Genomic DNA, 16,686 nt, shown 5'->3' on the forward strand with positions numbered 1-16,686 from the left:
TCACAGCCAGTGACACAAAATTTATAAAGACAAAAAGAAGGTTATAACTATGTCTACTACTAATAAAATACTGATCGCAGGCGGTGGTATCTCAGGGCTAACCGCAGCCTTTGAGCTGTCCGAAGATCCTAATTTGGATATCACTATCTTAGAGTCGCAAGAGAACTGCGGCGGTAAAATGATCGGCTACTTCAATAGTGATAAACAGCGCTTTGAGGAGCACTCTATTCGTGCCTTAAGCTCGACTTACTTTTCATTATTTAACCTCTTTGATCGAGCTAACTTATTGCATATGCTAACCCCAGTCGATAACTATCAGTTTTATCAAAGTAGTAATAATGCAGTTAATGACGGACAGACAACGAGTAAAGATAGCGGCAATAGAGTCGCTATTGATAGACGAGCCGCGATAGATTTGACTACTATTGAGTCGATGATAACCACCTTTAATCTCAATAAAAAAGACATGCTACAACTGGTGCAACGTATCGTCCACCACGTCAATGCCTCTGATGAAGAACGCGCTGCTATGGCTCATGAAAAAGCAGGCGACATAATCGGTATCGATGACTTTGATGAGCATACTAAGCGCTTTATTACCAATTGGTTTGGGATTTTGACAGGCGCTCGGATGCATAGTAAAGCGGTCGATATTATGGACAGCTTTGTATTGATGTTTTTGCCGATGAGTGAAGCGCCTGTGCTGCCAGAGGGCGAGCCATCCAAATCCTATTGCTTTAATCGTCCCACCTCTGAGGTGATTGAGGCTTTAGTTAATAAGCTAAAAACACGTGGGGTAAAAGTTATCACTCAAGCGCGGCTGTTAAATATGCATCATCATAATGGAAAAGTGAGTATTGAGGTTCAAGCTAGTACTGCCGATAATGACCATAACCTTGAAATAGATACCTTGTCACAACAGCGCTTTGATGCGGCGGTAATGGCCCTACCGCACGAAGTATTGTGGAAACTTGGGCTTATGCCGCAAGTCAAAAAGCCATTTAACGACGAGTGGTCGTTTGGTACTCAGTATCCGTTGAGCGAAGTGCCAGAAGTTTTTAAGCCATTTTTGGGTAAATCTTATAACCTATGCTTTGATGCGCCGTGGAATATCGTCTTTCAAGTTCAGCACCGTGATGGCTTTTGGCAGGATGTTGAGTTTCCAGATAGCTTTGATTATAACCTATCGGCCACTTGCAGCTCCCCATTTAATAAAGGCGCACTTTTCGGCAAACGCTTTATGGAATGCAGTCCTGAGGAAGCTGCCGAGGAAATCCTTTATCAGCTAGGTATTACCGATGATGCTGAGCGTAAAGCTATTGCAGAAGGCGGCACTATTGACGCTATCAATCTACGCTACACCGAGGACTGGCAAGTCTACGCTGATATCGAAACGGCGGAGATGGGAATCTTGCAAGAGAACGGTAAGCGCTGGGTCAATCTGGCTCAGATTTATGTACGTAATGCCGATGACGAGCTGATTGATACCGCGACGCAGTGGGATAATATAGTGTTAGCTGGCGAGATAGTTTCCGTTACTGGACGCTGGAAAATCCCAACGATGGAGCAAGCTGCGACTTCGGGTAAACAAGCGGCGCAAGCCTTATTCGATCATTTGAAAATAGATAAACAGGTTAGCTTAGAGACTGCCACTTTGACCCATAAAGCCCGTTATAAATATTTAGATCCGCTAGTGACGGCATTGAGTAAAACGGCGAATAGACTGTCTTAGATTTTGTAAATAGTTAAGATACCCGTTAACCCTTACTGAGTATTATATTCGGTAAGGTTTTTTATCGATTATGAATCTGTTTTTATAAAAGTGACAACGACTCAAGCAATAAGCCAACATTCTGTACGACCATTACCAAACCACTTACGACCATGAGTAGAATAAGCATCACTCGAAACTGCTTCACACTCATGCCCGCTAAAAAGCGCTTACCGATAATATTACCAATTATTGCGCCCAGTCCTAGTACCAGTCCATAAATCCAAAGCTGGGCGGTCAAGATACCAAAAAAAGCATAACTACCAATCTGAGCCAACCCTACAAAAAACGAGTTGGCCGTTTTGGTGGCGATTAAGTCTTCTTTTTGGAGTCCCGTGTTCATATAGAACGGATTGAGGATAGGCCCTAGACCACCAACGATAGTGCTTATAGAAGCCGTGATAAACCCTAAAGGTATAAACCCCATTTTGGGCATATAAAAGGTCTTATCTACTTTTCCAAAGCGATATTGAAAAACAGTCGAAATTAGAAATAGACCAACCAATAATTGGATCCATTTCCCATCAAGACGACTAAACAAAAATGCCGCCAGCCACGCGCCGATGATAGCGCTTGGCACATAGTATTTTATCAATGACCAGTCAATATCCTGCCAAAATAAATATAGCCGCGAAGGGCGACTAATAAAAGTGCCTAGATTGATAATAGGAGCGGCTGTTGACGCACCAAATAACCAAGAGGTAACCGGTATCAACAGCAAAGCACCACCGCCACCTGATATGGTAGATATGATAAAAGCCAACATGCCTGCAAAAAACAAGGCTGCTAAGTGCCAACTGGGGATAGCTAATAATGTATCGAACAATAAGGTTGACGCTGCTAGAGCTGCAAACACTACCATTTCAAATCCTAATCTACAAACTTCTCTTTAATAGCTCATTACAAATAGCTATCTGACTCATAATAAGTATGTTCCTTGCACATACTCCACGCACCAGTCATGAAAGGTTTGCGCAGCAGGTGAGATAGTCTTGTTTGCCCGTTTGAAAATACCTATTTGCCGGGTCAAAGCTGGCCTGAGTAGCGGCAGCCAAATCAGATCAGGCTCATTAGACGGAAAGGCTAGCTTGGGTAAAGTGGTGATACCGAGGTCGTGGCGCAATAAGGAAAATAAGGAAGTAATATTTTCAACCGTATAACGCGCTTGCCGATTTAACACCTCAGCAGGGGTATTTTCCAGCAGGCCACAAGTGCCATTATAGATAAATGGCTGCTCAACGAGTTGCTGCCAACGCAGTCCTTGTGCTGACTTCGACTGCTTCAAAATAACATTTAGCGGATTATCTCGCAGACAGACCACGCCGATCGGATCCGCTATCAAAGGCGTAAAGTCGATATCTGCTTGATTGATAGTATTACAATTCCCCAAAGCTAAATCTACCTCTCCTGCCAATAATCTATTGGCGACCCCAACCGAATTATCATCTATTAATACAATCTCAATGTCGGGATATTTTTTGGAATACTCAGCTAACACGCTAGGTAATAATTTGGTCACTAGTGACGGTACGCTTGCGACTCTTATTTTGCCTTTATCGCCAGCCGCTACTGACTGCAAATCTTCCTCAAGCGCCTGATACACCGCCATAAACTGCGCAATTTTCGGCAAACAAACCTCACCAAAGGCGCTAAGGGTGGCTTTGTTACCGCTCTCGAATAAGGGCTGACCAAGCGATTTTTCTAGCTCCTTGATAGAAGCTGATAGCGCGGCTTGCGTGCGATGCGCATGTTCTGCGGCGGCGCGAAAACCGCCCTCTTCTACGACTAATAAAAAATGACGCAGCTGTTGTATTTTCATAATTGTTCTGCCCAAAACGATATGACCTATAACTTAGCTTAGATGATAAATTAAATCTATCATTATTAATATTTAATGAGTTAGATTTGTCATATTAAACCGAGTAGCATTAATGCTAACCACAGGACTATTAATCAGAACTATCAAACGACGATTTAAAGTTGTGATATCTGTTTATGATATTTATTTATGTTATCTAAGGAAGAGAGCTTTATGTCTACTCACTCAAAACAAGCGGTAAAAACTTCTCTTTACGCCTCAAAAGCGCCTCTTGAGTGGGCAGTGACCAATAATGGCACCTTATACACCGCGCAAATCCCGATCGATGATAAAGGGGAAGTCGTTAGCGGCGGCATCGAAGCGCAAACGCGGCAAACGCTCGATAACCTTAAGCACACCTTGCAGAGTGCAGGCGTTGGTATGGACGCAGTACTACAAGTGCTGATCTATGTCACCGATCGCGACTACCTCAAAACCGTTAACCAAGTCTATGCCGAGTACTTCAAAGCGCCTCACCCTAATCGCGCCGCACTCGTAATAGCGGGACTGGCTCGCGAAGAGATGCTGGTTGAGCTGGTAGTTTATGCTGCTGTGCCTTAAGCTCTATACGCCTTATTGGCGATAATTATAATTATACTTAAATCAACTTTTCTCATTTATTCAAACTATCTTATCAAGGATTCATTTATGTCTACTCAAATCGCACAAACCACGCTAAAACAAGACCCAACAAAATCACTTTATATCAATGGTGAATGGCAAGCGGGCAGCGATACGGTTGATAATATCAACCCCTCAAACACTAGCGAAAATCTAGGCGAGTTTGCACAAGCCAGCACCGACCAAGTCAAAGACGCTATTGCAGCCGCCCGTGCCGCGCAGCCGAAGTGGGAAGCCACGCCGCTTGAGAAGAAGCAATCTATCCTACAAGCGATCGGCGATGAGATGATTGCGCGCTGTGACGAATTAGGTACATTGTTATCGCTAGAAGAAGGCAAGCCGTTCGCAGAGGGTCGCGGTGAGATTTATCGCGCCGGTCAGTTCTTTCATTACTACGCTGCCGAAGTGCTACGTCAAATGGGCGATCTGGCAGATTCAGTCCGCCCAGGGGTCAAAGTCGAAGTCACTCGTGAAGCGGTCGGCGTTGTCGCTATTATCTCTCCTTGGAACTTCCCAACCGCGACTGCCGTGTGGAAAATTGCTCCAGCACTCGCGTTTGGTAATAGCGTCATCTGGAAGCCTGCCAATTTAACGCCAGCCAGCGCGGTTGCCTTAGCCGAAATTATTCACCGTCAAGGCTTGCCAGAGGGCACGTTTAATTTGCTATTAGGTGGCGGATCCTCTGTCGGCGACACGCTCATCCATTCAACCGATATCGACGCGGTCAGCTTTACCGGCTCAGTGCCGACAGGTCGTAAAGTCGCGGTCGCTACCGCGCCAAACTTTGTGCGTTGCCAGCTTGAGATGGGTAGCAAAAACGCTCTTGTTATCGCTGATGATGCTGATATGCAAATCGCAGTTGATGCCGCAATCGCGGGCGCATTTGGCGGCTCGGGGCAAAAATGTACCGCCTCCTCTCGCTTGATTGTAATGGATAGTGTCCACGATGCCTTTGTCGACGCTATGGTCGAGCGCATGAAAACCCTAAAGGTTGGTCACGCATTAGATGACGGTATCTTTATGGGACCAGTGGTCGATGACAAGCAGCTGGCAGCCAATATGGACTGGGTTGAAAAGGCCAAACAAGCAGGTGCCAATCTAGCCTATGGCGGCGAGCGTTTAGAGATGCAGCATGACGGTTATTATATGGCCCCAACCTTGTTTACCGAGACCGAAAATAGCTGGGATGTTAACCAAGAAGAGGTGTTTGCTCCCTTAGCTTGTGTGATACGCGCCAAAAACTTGGAAGAAGCGATTGCCATGACTAACGATACGCGCTTTGGCTTGACCGGCGGCATCATCACCCAAAGCCTGCGTAATAGCGCCATGTTTAAAGAGCAAGTGCAAGCAGGCTGCGTCATGGTCAATCTGGCGACAGCGGGTACTGACTACCACGTGCCCTTTGGTGGTCGTAAACAATCAAGCTTTGGCCCGCGTGAGCAAGGTCAATACGCTAAAGAGTTCTATACCATCGTCAAGACCGCTTATCAAAAGGCGTATTAGTTTTTTATAAAAATAAAATCGTAGTTGACGTAGAAAAAGTATGACTGGGATGAATTTTTTGCAGCCTCTGTGAGCGAAGCGAGCAGCAAGCCAAAAAATTTATACCAGTTATAGATGAAAATATACGACATTACTTCATTTAAAACCGTAAATTTTTCCAAAGCATAAAGGACACGGATATGTACCAAGACCATATCGTCATCGACGGCTTGCAATATAGTAACTGGGATCGTGATTATTTTAAGATGCTACAGGCCAGCGGTATCAACGCGGTACATGCTACTTTGGTCTATCACGAAGATGCGCGTCAGACCATGACTCGCTTTGCTGAATGGAATAGGCACTTCGAGCAAAACAGCGACTTAATCTCGCCCGTCTATAGCGTGGATGATATTAAGACAGCGAAAGATGAAGGCAAAGTTGGCATCTTCTTTGGCGCGCAAAACTGCTCGCCTATCGATGATGAGATTGGCCTAATCAGCGTCATGCGCCGTTTAGGACTCTTAATCATGCAGCTGACTTATAACAACCAAAGCCTGCTAGCCACCGGCTGCTATGAGTCAAAAGACAGCGGGGTCACGCGTTTCGGTCAGCAAGCGATAGCGGAGATGAACCGTGTCGGCATGATTATTGATATGTCGCACAGCGCCGAGCAATCCACCCTTGAGGCGATTGAGCACTCTACGCGCCCGATCTGTATTAGCCACGCCAATCCGACTACCGCTCATGATGCGCTGCGTAATAAATCAGACACCGTCATTAGCGCCTTAACCGAAGCGGGCGGCTTGTTAGGGTTTAGTTTATACCCGTTTCATCTGCCAAACGGTAGCGACTGCAGCCTTGATGATTTCTGCACTATGATTGCTAATTGCGCCAATAAATATGGTGTCGAGCATTTAGCCATCGGTAGTGATTTGTGTCTTAATCAGCCCAAATCCGTGCTCGAATGGATGCGTAATGGGCGCTGGTCAAAAGCTATGGATTATGGCGAAGGCAGTGCCAGTAACTCAGGCTGGCCCGACACTCTACCTTGGTTTGCAGGTAAAGATGGTATGGAAAATATCTATAACGGTCTTTTACAACACGGTTTTAACCAAGCTGATGCGAGCAAAATCATCGGACAGAACTGGTTCGACTTTTTAGAGCAAGGCATCAAGCCTATAGCTTCAACTTAGAGCTTAAAACTTAAATTAAAACGCTTTTATAAAGTCGCATTTATACACAATTCAATACGCTTTAAAACATCAGTTGTTTTCAGCGTTAACCGTTATTCAGAACCGCCAAGCTAACAGAGTATGAGTACTCTTCTCTACTCTTTTTAATAGAGTTCTGAGCTAAATGAACGCATGATACCTTCACTATCATGATAACTATAGGAAGCCAAGCCATGGCTGATTTAAAGGGACTTAAGCAAGACGAGCTCGGACGCTCCACTAGGCCTACACTAATCGAAGAAAATACCGATACTTTAGGACTAAAAAACCCTGCATTTTGGTACAGCGGCGGTTTTATTACCCTCTTTGTGATGATGGCCATTTTTGCTGAAGAACAACTGGCTGTAGTAGTAAACACGGCTTTTACTTGGTCAGCTGATATTTTTGGACCTTTTTGGCAGATACTACTCCTTGCTACTTTTGTCATTGCTCTAGCTGTTGGCGCGGGTCGTACGGGTCGGGTGATTTTGGGCAATCTGCCCAAGCCTGAGATGGACAATTTTAAGTGGATGGCGATTCTGTTTTGTACGCTGCTCGCTGGCGGCGGTGTGTTTTGGGCGGCAGCTGAGCCTATCGCCCATTTTGTCACCGCGCCGCCTGTCTATGGCGAGTCCGCTGATCTACAGCAGCGCGCTTTTAATGCTTTGTCGCAATCTTTTATGCATTGGGGATTTTTGGCGTGGTCGATCGTTGGTAGCTTGACGGCTATTGTCGTGATGCATTTGCATTATGATAAAGGTCTACCGCTCAAACCACGTACCCTACTCTACCCGGTATTTGGTGAGCGAGTGTTGACCGGGCAGACCGGCGCTATTATCGATGCTTGCTGTATTATTGCCGTGGCTGCAGGTACCATCGGTCCGATTGGTTTTTTGGGACTGCAGACCAGTTATGCGCTAAACGAGTTATTTGGTATTCCTGATACCTTTGTCACTCAGCTGATTATCATTGTGGGCGCTATTGCACTTTATACCATCTCCGCTATCAGTGGTCTGGCGCGCGGTATGCAATTGCTAAGCCGCTTTAACGTTATATTAGCCGTTGCGCTGATGCTATTTATTTTGATCCTTGGGCCGAGCAACTTTATTGTTAATGGCTACATCCAAGGCGTCGGTACGATGGTACAAAACTTCATTCCGATGGCGACGTTTCGCGGTGATGAAGGCTGGCTTGGCGGTTGGACGGTGTTCTTTTGGGGCTGGTTCTTGGGCTATGGGCCAATGATGGCGATCTTTATCGCGCGTATCTCGCGAGGTCGTACCATTCGCCAATTAATCACCACCGTTTGTATCATTGCGCCGCTGGTGACTTGCTTTTGGTTCACCGTAGTTGGTGGCTCAGGCCTTGCGTTTGAGATTGCCAATCCTGGTGTGGTTAGTAGCGCTTTTGAAGGCTTTAATCTACCAGGTGCCCTGCTAGCCGTTACGCAGTCATTACCGTTCCCATTAATCATCTCAATACTATTTCTTATTTTGACTACGGTGTTTATCGTCACCACAGGCGACTCGATGACTTATACTATTAGTGTGGTTATCAGCGGCGAGCGTGAGCCTAACGCTATGATTCGTACCTTTTGGGGGGTGATGATGGGTATCACTGCTATCGTTTTAATCTCCTTAGGATCAGGCGGCGTCAGTGCCTTGCAATCTTTTATCGTGATTACCGCGGTGCCCGTCTCCTTTATTCTGCTGCCCTCATTATGGAATGGGCCGCAAATCGCTCAGCAGATGGCACGCGATCAAGACCTATATCGTCCTAATCGCGTAGAGACTGACTATCTCGTTCAAGAGGAGAAGTTAGAAAGACAAGCGGCCGTTAAAAAATGAGATTAATCTCAAAACCTTAAGCAATAAAGCTCAACATAATCGGTCATTTGGTCACGCAATACGATACCAGTTGACCGGCTCAATACACGACTGACCATGGAGGCATTATGAATTTCGATCATGCAAATGATAATAGTATGACAGGCATTGAGCTGGCAAAACGTTCTTTACGTGCCCCCAATGTCGTCATGGACGCTGAGAGGCTTGGCGCTATGCATCAGACGCGCATTAGCTTTGTACGTACACTGCTGCGTAAGATTGATAGAGAGCAATGGACACTAACCACCTATCTTTGGGATTTAGACGATAACGGTTTTGGGCAAGTGATTTACCGCTTGCAGACCGCTGAACATATTTATCATCTAGTGGTGTTCTGCAATGAGCTGGCCGATGACGAGCGTAATGATAGGGTTATTGCACAGAAGTGGGATGTGACATTTGGCTTAGTCTATGGTGAGATTGGGCAAGAACTGCTAGATAAGCTTAAGGCTAACGTACCGCTGCAAGAAGCGGGCCGCAACTCCAATATGGTCATGGTGCTCGCGCGCGCGAACAAGAGTATGCGCGTGTTTGAGCACACAGTCTCACGTTTAGCGGAGGGTCAGCAGCCGGATCTCGATATTCTAGCGCAAGTCGGTTATATCCTGCGTACCACGGCTGTTTATGGTAATGGTAAATTTGGTATTTATGACTTTGAGCCGCTGGGTCATAGCGAGGATTTTAATCAGTCCTTTCGCGCGCAGATGTGCGCGGTTTATTTGCTACGTGAATTTAGTCTCGATTGGGTCGACTATTTAGCACATATTCGCGGCGGCGATCAGGCCACCACGCTACATCCTGATATAAAGCGCTATTTGGGCATCGGTAATGCCACAGGTCTTGGGATGGCGCCTTATTTGATTAATCATCCCTGCATTGTCGATCAGTGGCTGACCATGCGAGAAGAGGCGCTACAAGCGACGCTAGTCAATGAGATTAATTCAAAAAAAGCCGCTTACTTCTCCAGTCTGCTTAGCCGCGCTATTCAGCATTTTACCGAAATTGTCACTATTGATGAGACACAAGCCGCGCTAAACCAAAACGCTGTAAAAGAGTTAACGCTATTACGCAATAATTTATTGACGAGTATAAAGACATATCAGACTTGGGACGATTTTTTCCACGCGCAAAAGGATCTAAGTTATGAGAGCCAAGAGGTCATTATCTCCTGTTTGATGGAGCTATATCCTGAGCAAGTAGATGCGTTTCAAGAGCAGGTCAACGCCGATGAGACCTTATCGCTACCAAAAGGTAAAACGGTTGCAGATTTGCTAGAAGTATTACAGAGCCGTTATCAGTGGGCAATCAACATCGACTTTAATGAGCCGGATAACAGTTATTGGTTTTGGTATCGCTCAGTCGATAAAGAAGAGCCGCGGATGGGCGTGCGCGGAGTAGAAGCTGGCGATGATCGTGAGCTGTCTTTAGATATCGCCCGGCAAGTGAATCGCTTGTATGTGGCGCTTAAACAAGCCGAACCTGAGCAGCTGCTCTCAGAGTTTGTGTTAAAGCAGCCCAAGTATCGCTCTATCGCTCGCCGAGTTTGGACGATGGGTCACAAGAGCATGGGCGATATTCAGATGAATGTGCTACAAAAAGACACTTTGCCTATTCATCTGCTGCGCTGCAAACTATCGATGTTTGGCGCAACCAAATTCGATCCGCGCTCGGATCGCTGGGTACGGGTGACTTTATTTCAGGGTGCGCCGCTGTTCGATGAAGTCCATAGCAATGAGTGGCTGTTTCCGCTACTGCCAAGCTTACCTTTGAGCAAGATGTCTGTAGCGGAGCAGACAACGCTGCTAGCTACCGATGCGCCTAGTGGACCGCTGCCAACTATGCCCATTGTGCCTAACTATGCAAATAAAGCGATGAAGGAGATAGAGCTATGATAGTCTCACGCAATGAGATTGTCAGCACCGTGTATAAAGCCTTTACGGGTATGCACCGCGAAGTCGGCGAAGCGGATCTAGTCGCCACTATGGTCGCCGAATTACAAATGGCGGGGCTTGATGGTGTTGAACAATTCAATAATGCCACCCCCTACATTTTGACTGAGCAAGATACGCCTATCGATATCGTCTCCCAGAGCGCCGATGAGATTCGTTTTAATTTGCATAGCAGCAGCTTAGCCTGTCACTTGCCTACTATTATGGACTACGCGTTAGAGAAAATGGGCGATCTTGATCATTATAAAATCTATATCGAGAACTGCCACAACCGCTGGCTGGCTTATAGCGAACTGGTCAACCTATCGGCCAAAGGTATCGCTTGCCTTGCCAAATGGGATAATGGCAGCGCCCCTAAGCACACGTTGTTTACCCTAAATCAAGGTTTTACCTATCCTGATATTTACTTCTTTAATGAGATTCAAGCCAATTACAACACCGATGATATGGTGATTGAGCTTGCTACTGCTAACTTCGATATTGATAACGAAAGCCGAGATTTTGATCATAAGATATCGACCGATGAGCTGTATGAGACGCATAAGCGTGCTTGGAAAGAAGGCATTTATGTCGATGATGAGCAGTGGAATACCCTCAAAAAAACCGCAGCGGCTATCTTAGTGGAGAACAGCGAAGCTTCTAGTAAAGGCGCAGGCGGTGTATAAAGCGGCCATTAAACTTTAAAACAATATTACTTTTATGACCCTCAAAGCTAACCACTTTGAGGGTTTTTTATCGTTAAAAAAGCCGTTAAAAATAAATATGTAAAAAAATGAATATATTGATAACAGTATAGATTTTTTTTGCTATGATTATATTTAGTAGATATAAGTTCAATCATATTTGTCTTTAATTCTATCTCACATCGTAGGCTTGAGTTTGATTATGCCAGTATGTCAGATATCAGCGCGTTTTGGCGTCATGAGGTCGCATATGCTCCGAGTCAGCTATTCTATCAAGTGTTGGTTATTGAGCTTTAGCTTTTATATGATGTTTTACTTCATAATATTTGCTAAAGGCTATGCTTCTATCGAGCTCCTTTATTTATTAGGGGTTAGCACTTTATTGTTTCCTATATCGAAGCGCATTACGGATGTCTTGTGCGACACGTTTATACCCAACACCTCTATCTTTAATGGTCTGCTACTCCCTTTCACTATTAATAGCATCATATGGCTGCTAACCCCATTTATTGTCTCATTGACACTGGTTGTTTATCTATTTTGCGCTGTTAGTCATTCTGTAAGTGCTATGAGTAGCCATAAACCTGAACGTCTGCACCAAAAGATCGATCGCCGTAGCAAACGTAGATGAGGCCGTTAATCAGCAAACAATGTTTTGTAAAACAAAACCGATAATGCTATTCTAGTTACTTTTATAATTTAAGTTATTCAATGACTCAGTTGCAAAAGTAAACAGTACGCCAAAGGATTTTATTCTCACCTCTCGATATAACTTATCATACTTTTGATTAGTCACTACTAAGGCCTGTGCTTAGCGCCAAGCTCTTAAATCGCCGCTCCCCTCAGCTTTTCCCTCCCTTCCTAGAATAACATTTACTACACAGACTCACTGGCCTGCTGCCTCTACTATTTTATGATGACTTATTAGTTATCCTTATTTTAGCCCTTATCCTTTGCCAGCGAGAAGCCAGCATGTCTACTTTGACTTTGAATATCAATAACCAAAATTATTCCTTTGATGATCTTGATTCGCGTACCACTCTGCTCGACGTTTGTCGTCAGCATCTACAAATTACCGGACCCAAAAAAGGCTGTGACCACGGTCAGTGCGGGGCTTGTACCATGCTCATCAATGGTGAGCGCATCAATTCCTGTTTGACCTTAGCCGTGATGCACGATGGTGATAAAATCACGACAATCGAAGGTATCGGCATGCCCGAATCGTTGTCAACCTTGCAACAAGCATTTAAAGATCATGACGCGTTTCAGTGCGGGTATTGCACCCCAGGTCAGATTTGTTCAGCCACTGCTTTAATAGAAGAGGTGAAACAAAACTGGCCAAGCTATGTGACGACAGATCTCAAAAACCCTAATGGGCTATTAGTCCAAGAGATCGCTGAGCGCATGAGTGGCAATATTTGTCGCTGTTCTGCTTATCCCAACATTGTGGATGCCATCTCACAAGTGCTTGAGAGCGAAGTGTCAGCTAAGCGTGCTTCTTCTAGTGAAGAGACGACTACAAGTTCGCTGCAAGACTCGGCAGTGACGGGTATTTGGTCGCCACCGCCCAGTCAGTCGCAACTTGGTAACCAATCCGTAAACCATAATAAAACTGCCAATAGCACAGCAGGAGGCCGCTCATGAAACGCTTTGAATATATCCGCGCCCTTGAACCGCAGCAAGCGGTAATGTTTGCAACCCCTAAAGAGGCTTCATTTATCGCAGGCGGTACCAATTTGCTCGATCTCATGAAGTTTGAGATTGAAACGCCAACCAAACTGGTTGATGTCACACGCTTAGAGCTCGAACAGATTGAAGACACCGCCGATGGCGGTCTACGTATCGGAACTTTAGTGAGCAATAGTGATTTGGCTGCGCATCCTAGCGTGATTGCCAATTATCCGGTATTGTCTCGTGCTATCTTAGCTGGAGCAACCGGACAGCTGCGTAATAAAGCGACGACTGGCGGTAACTTCCTGCAACGTACGCGCTGCTACTATTTTTATCATACCGATAGCCCTTGTAATAAGCGTGAACCGGGCACCGGCTGCCCTGCCATCAATGGTGAGAACCGCTCCCTTGCAATTTTAGGCACAAGTGACGCTTGTATTGCTCAGCATCCATCCGATATGGCGGTCGCTATGCGTTTGCTTGATGCTACCATCGAGACTGCCAAAACCGATGGCTCGACTCGGCAGATTCCGATAAAAGACTTTTATTGTCTACCAAAAGACACCCCCCATATCGAAAACGTTTTAGAGTCAGGTGAGCTTATTACGCATGTTGTGCTGCCAGCACCTATTAAAGGCATGCACACTTATGACAAAGTACGTGACCGCGCCTCTTATGCTTTTGCGCTTGTATCGTGTGCAGCTGTGATAGACGCTGATGATAATGGTAATTTGGCGACAGTACGCTTAGCATTTGGCGGAATTGGTACTCAGCCGTGGCGCAATGAAGATGTGGAAGATTTATTGATCGATACGCAGGGCGACGATGACACTATCAGTCAGGCTGCAGATTTGTTGTTAAAAGATGCCAAAGGTAGCGGTCAAAACGACTTTAAAATACCACTAACACGCCGTTTGCTAAAACAAGTCATTAAGCGTGCACTAGCGGGCGAGGGAGCATAATCATGTCATTATTAGATTCAGTATTACCGTCAGAGCCTACCAATAAAGAAAAAATGAATGAGCCTGTTGAAACCTTATTCGACAAAACAGCGAGTAATTTGGTGGGTAAACCAATTAACCGCGTCGAGGGCTCGTTAAAGGTTAGCGGTCAAGCCCATTATTCAGCAGAGATCGAGGTCGAAAATAAAGTGTATGGTGTGCTGGTTGGCGCGGCCATTGCTAAAGGTAAGGTTGACAATATCGATAGCGACTCGGTCGCAGATATTCCGGGCATCATTAAAGTCGTTACTGATCCTGAGCGCTTTTTACGTAACTCACAGCAAGGCGGCGAGACCGAAGCCCCCACTCAAGGCATAAGTGAAATCTTTTATCACGGTCAACCTATCGCTGTTGTTGTCGCTGAAACTTTTGAAGCAGCAACTGAAGGTGCCAATGCGCTCAAAGTGACCTATAAAGATGAGACCGAGCAGGCGGCTTTGGATTTCACCCAACAGCTGTCCAATGCTCATGATGTTGACGAGAAAAAAGGCTCAGACAAGAACGCTGAACATGGCGATCCGGAACAAGGTTTGGCTGATTCAGCTGTAACCCTTGATAGTTTGTATCACACGCCCAGTCAAAATAGCGCTGCTATGGAGCCGCATGCGACTTTAGCTTATTGGGAAGAGGATAAGCTTATTATGTACTCTTCAAATCAGATGATCGCCTCTTGTAAGCAGCAAATTATGGACGCGCTAGACTTGAATAAAGAGCAAGTAGAGCTGATCTCATACTACGTAGGTGGTGGCTTTGGGAGTAAGCTGGGTATTGCGCCAGAATCTATTGCTGCCGCCATTGCCTCTAAAGAAGTTGGTCGTCCAGTACTGATTACTATGACGCGCCCGCAAGTAATGGAGGCGACAGTAAGACGCTCAAACACTCGACAGCGTATCGCTATTGGTTGTGACAAAGAAGGCGTTATTGATACCTTTATTCACGATACTACAACCAGTAATTTACCGGGTGAGGCATTTTTTGAGCCAACGGCATTATCGACTCACTTCCTGTATCGCGGAGAGAATCGCCGCGTCAGCTATCAGATGGTGGATATGAACCAAGTCTTATCAGGCTCTATGCGTGCTCCAGGTGAAGCGGTCGGTATGATTGCCGTTGAATGTGCGATGGATGAGCTGGCGAACAAGTTGGAGATTGATCCTATTGAGCTGCGCCGCCGTAATGAGCCGGAAGAAGACCCGAGCGAAGAGATTCCATTCTCCACCCGTCAGCTCGTTGCCTGTATGGAAAAAGGCGCTGAAGCGTTTGGTTGGGATCAACATAACCCCAAACCTGCCAGTCAGCTAGAAGGCGATTGGTGGATAGGGACCGGTATGTCTGGGACCTCGCGCGGTAACCTATTGCAGCCCTCTGAAGCTCGGGCAATTTTGCAACTCGATAGCTTAAAAGAGCTTGGCGTCAAAGCCATTATCGAAACGGATATGACCGATATTGGCACTGGCTCTTACACGGTATTTACTCAAGTTGCTGCTGATCTACTGGGTCTGCCTATCGATCATATCGAGATGAAGCTTGGTGACAGTGATTTGCCACCAGCGTCGGGTTCTGGTGGTAGCTTTGGTGCCGCCAGCGCCGGTAGTGGTGTCTATTTGGCTTGCGAGCAGCTACGCGCCATGCTAGCCAAAAAAGTAGGACTTCATGCCGATACCATTCGTATAGATAAAGGCCAAATTAAAAAATCGGGTGAGCACGAGCCTAGTAAAATAGAAGTAGCCATAGATACGGGTAAAGAAAAAGTCACAGAGCTGGTTGATGAAAAGTTGGCTGATAAAGTCTCAGATTTGATGGATAAAGCCGCAGATCTGATGGATATAGCGTCAAAGAAAACGGGTATACCGCTGCCAGAATCGGCATCAAAGTTAAAATCAGCAACCGAGCAATATGATTTTAATGATAATCAGTCCTATGCGTTAGCTGATATCATCGCTAAGTTTGACGAGCAAGAGATCAGCGCCAAAGGCCAGATCAAACCAGGTAAAAATGGCAAAAACTATCGCCAAGCCTCGTTTGGAGCGAATTTCGCTGAAGTCGCGGTACATAGAGTCACCGGTGAGATTCGCGTCAAACGTATGACTGGCGTGTATGCAGCAGGACGTATTCTCAACCATAAGTTGGCAACTTCACAGTGTTATGGCGGCATGATATTTGGTATTGGTTCTGCTTTGATGGAAGAGGTTATTCATGACAAGCGCGATGGTCGCTTATGTAATCATGACCTTGCCGAATATCATGTGCCGGTCAACGCTGACGTACCGCAGTTGGAGGTAATTTTGTTAGAAGAAGATGATCCTTATACCAATCCGATGCACATAAAAGGTATTGGCGAGACCTCGATTTCAGGCTCAGCGGCCGCTATTGCTAACGCTATCTATAATGCCGTTGGTGTACGCGTTTATGACTTCCCTATTACTTTAGACAAAATCTTAGCCGATATGCCTGAGTAATGAGCGTTATCGAAGTATAAAAATCTCTTAGATAAAACCTGCTAAATATTAATTTTAATCCTAAGCAGGTTTTATTTATTTTTATCTTTCA

Annotated in this window: 12 protein-coding genes; 10 read left to right on the top strand and 2 right to left on the bottom strand. The window is 45.6% G+C overall.

What is annotated here, in order from left to right; translation table 11 throughout:
- The first annotated feature begins 49 nt into the window (after window positions 1-49).
- Window positions 50-1,732 (top strand): FAD-dependent oxidoreductase, encoded by a 1,683-nt coding sequence (locus tag ACS8E3_RS03725; RefSeq protein ID WP_439241384.1) that lies wholly within the window; start codon window positions 50-52, stop codon window positions 1,730-1,732.
- Window positions 1,733-1,814: 82 nt separating this feature from the next.
- Here ACS8E3_RS03725 and ACS8E3_RS03730 read toward each other — a convergent pair whose 3' ends face one another.
- On the bottom strand, window positions 1,815-2,633 hold the full coding sequence (locus tag ACS8E3_RS03730) for a sulfite exporter TauE/SafE family protein (protein WP_439241386.1): 819 nt from the start codon (window positions 2,631-2,633) through the stop codon (window positions 1,815-1,817).
- 57 nt (window positions 2,634-2,690) lie between these two features.
- Window positions 2,691-3,590 carry a LysR family transcriptional regulator gene (locus ACS8E3_RS03735; RefSeq protein WP_439241388.1) on the bottom strand — a complete coding sequence of 300 codons (900 nt, stop codon included), beginning with the start codon at window positions 3,588-3,590 and terminating at the stop codon, window positions 2,691-2,693.
- 213 nt (window positions 3,591-3,803) lie between these two features.
- Between ACS8E3_RS03735 and ACS8E3_RS03740 the strand changes: the two genes are divergently transcribed.
- From ACS8E3_RS03740 to ACS8E3_RS03780, 9 genes are all read left to right on the top strand, one after another.
- Window positions 3,804-4,190 carry a RidA family protein gene (locus ACS8E3_RS03740; RefSeq protein WP_439241390.1) on the top strand — a complete coding sequence of 129 codons (387 nt, stop codon included), beginning with the start codon at window positions 3,804-3,806 and terminating at the stop codon, window positions 4,188-4,190.
- 87 nt (window positions 4,191-4,277) lie between these two features.
- On the top strand, window positions 4,278-5,753 hold the full coding sequence (locus ACS8E3_RS03745) for an aldehyde dehydrogenase family protein (RefSeq protein WP_439241392.1): 1,476 nt from the start codon (window positions 4,278-4,280) through the stop codon (window positions 5,751-5,753).
- Between the two features lie 179 nt (window positions 5,754-5,932).
- Window positions 5,933-6,928 (top strand): membrane dipeptidase, encoded by a 996-nt coding sequence (locus ACS8E3_RS03750; RefSeq protein ID WP_439241394.1) that lies wholly within the window; start codon window positions 5,933-5,935, stop codon window positions 6,926-6,928.
- 212 nt (window positions 6,929-7,140) lie between these two features.
- Complete coding sequence (locus ACS8E3_RS03755) at window positions 7,141-8,793, top strand: BCCT family transporter (protein WP_439241396.1); 1,653 nt, start codon at window positions 7,141-7,143, stop codon at window positions 8,791-8,793.
- A gap of 107 nt (window positions 8,794-8,900) precedes the next feature.
- Window positions 8,901-10,724 (top strand): hypothetical protein, encoded by a 1,824-nt coding sequence (locus ACS8E3_RS03760; protein WP_439241398.1) that lies wholly within the window; start codon window positions 8,901-8,903, stop codon window positions 10,722-10,724.
- Window positions 10,721-11,446 carry a DUF3726 domain-containing protein gene (locus ACS8E3_RS03765; protein ID WP_439241400.1) on the top strand — a complete coding sequence of 242 codons (726 nt, stop codon included), beginning with the start codon at window positions 10,721-10,723 and terminating at the stop codon, window positions 11,444-11,446. Before ACS8E3_RS03760 ends, ACS8E3_RS03765 begins: the two co-directional genes overlap by 4 nt.
- Before the next feature lie 990 nt (window positions 11,447-12,436).
- Window positions 12,437-13,108: a 2Fe-2S iron-sulfur cluster-binding protein gene (locus tag ACS8E3_RS03770; protein ID WP_439241402.1), complete on the top strand. Its 672-nt coding sequence runs from the start codon at window positions 12,437-12,439 to the stop codon at window positions 13,106-13,108.
- Window positions 13,105-14,097 carry an FAD binding domain-containing protein gene (locus tag ACS8E3_RS03775; RefSeq protein WP_439241403.1) on the top strand — a complete coding sequence of 331 codons (993 nt, stop codon included), beginning with the start codon at window positions 13,105-13,107 and terminating at the stop codon, window positions 14,095-14,097. The genes ACS8E3_RS03770 and ACS8E3_RS03775 overlap by 4 nt, the downstream gene beginning before the upstream one ends.
- Before the next feature lie 2 nt (window positions 14,098-14,099).
- Window positions 14,100-16,595, top strand: a complete 2,496-nt coding sequence (locus tag ACS8E3_RS03780; RefSeq protein WP_439241405.1) for a molybdopterin cofactor-binding domain-containing protein — start codon at window positions 14,100-14,102, stop codon at window positions 16,593-16,595.
- Window positions 16,596-16,686 lie beyond the last annotated feature (91 nt).

This window comes from Psychrobacter sp. 2Y5, from assembly GCF_051847375.1.
In the GTDB taxonomy this organism is placed as follows: Bacteria; Pseudomonadota; Gammaproteobacteria; order Pseudomonadales; family Moraxellaceae; genus Psychrobacter.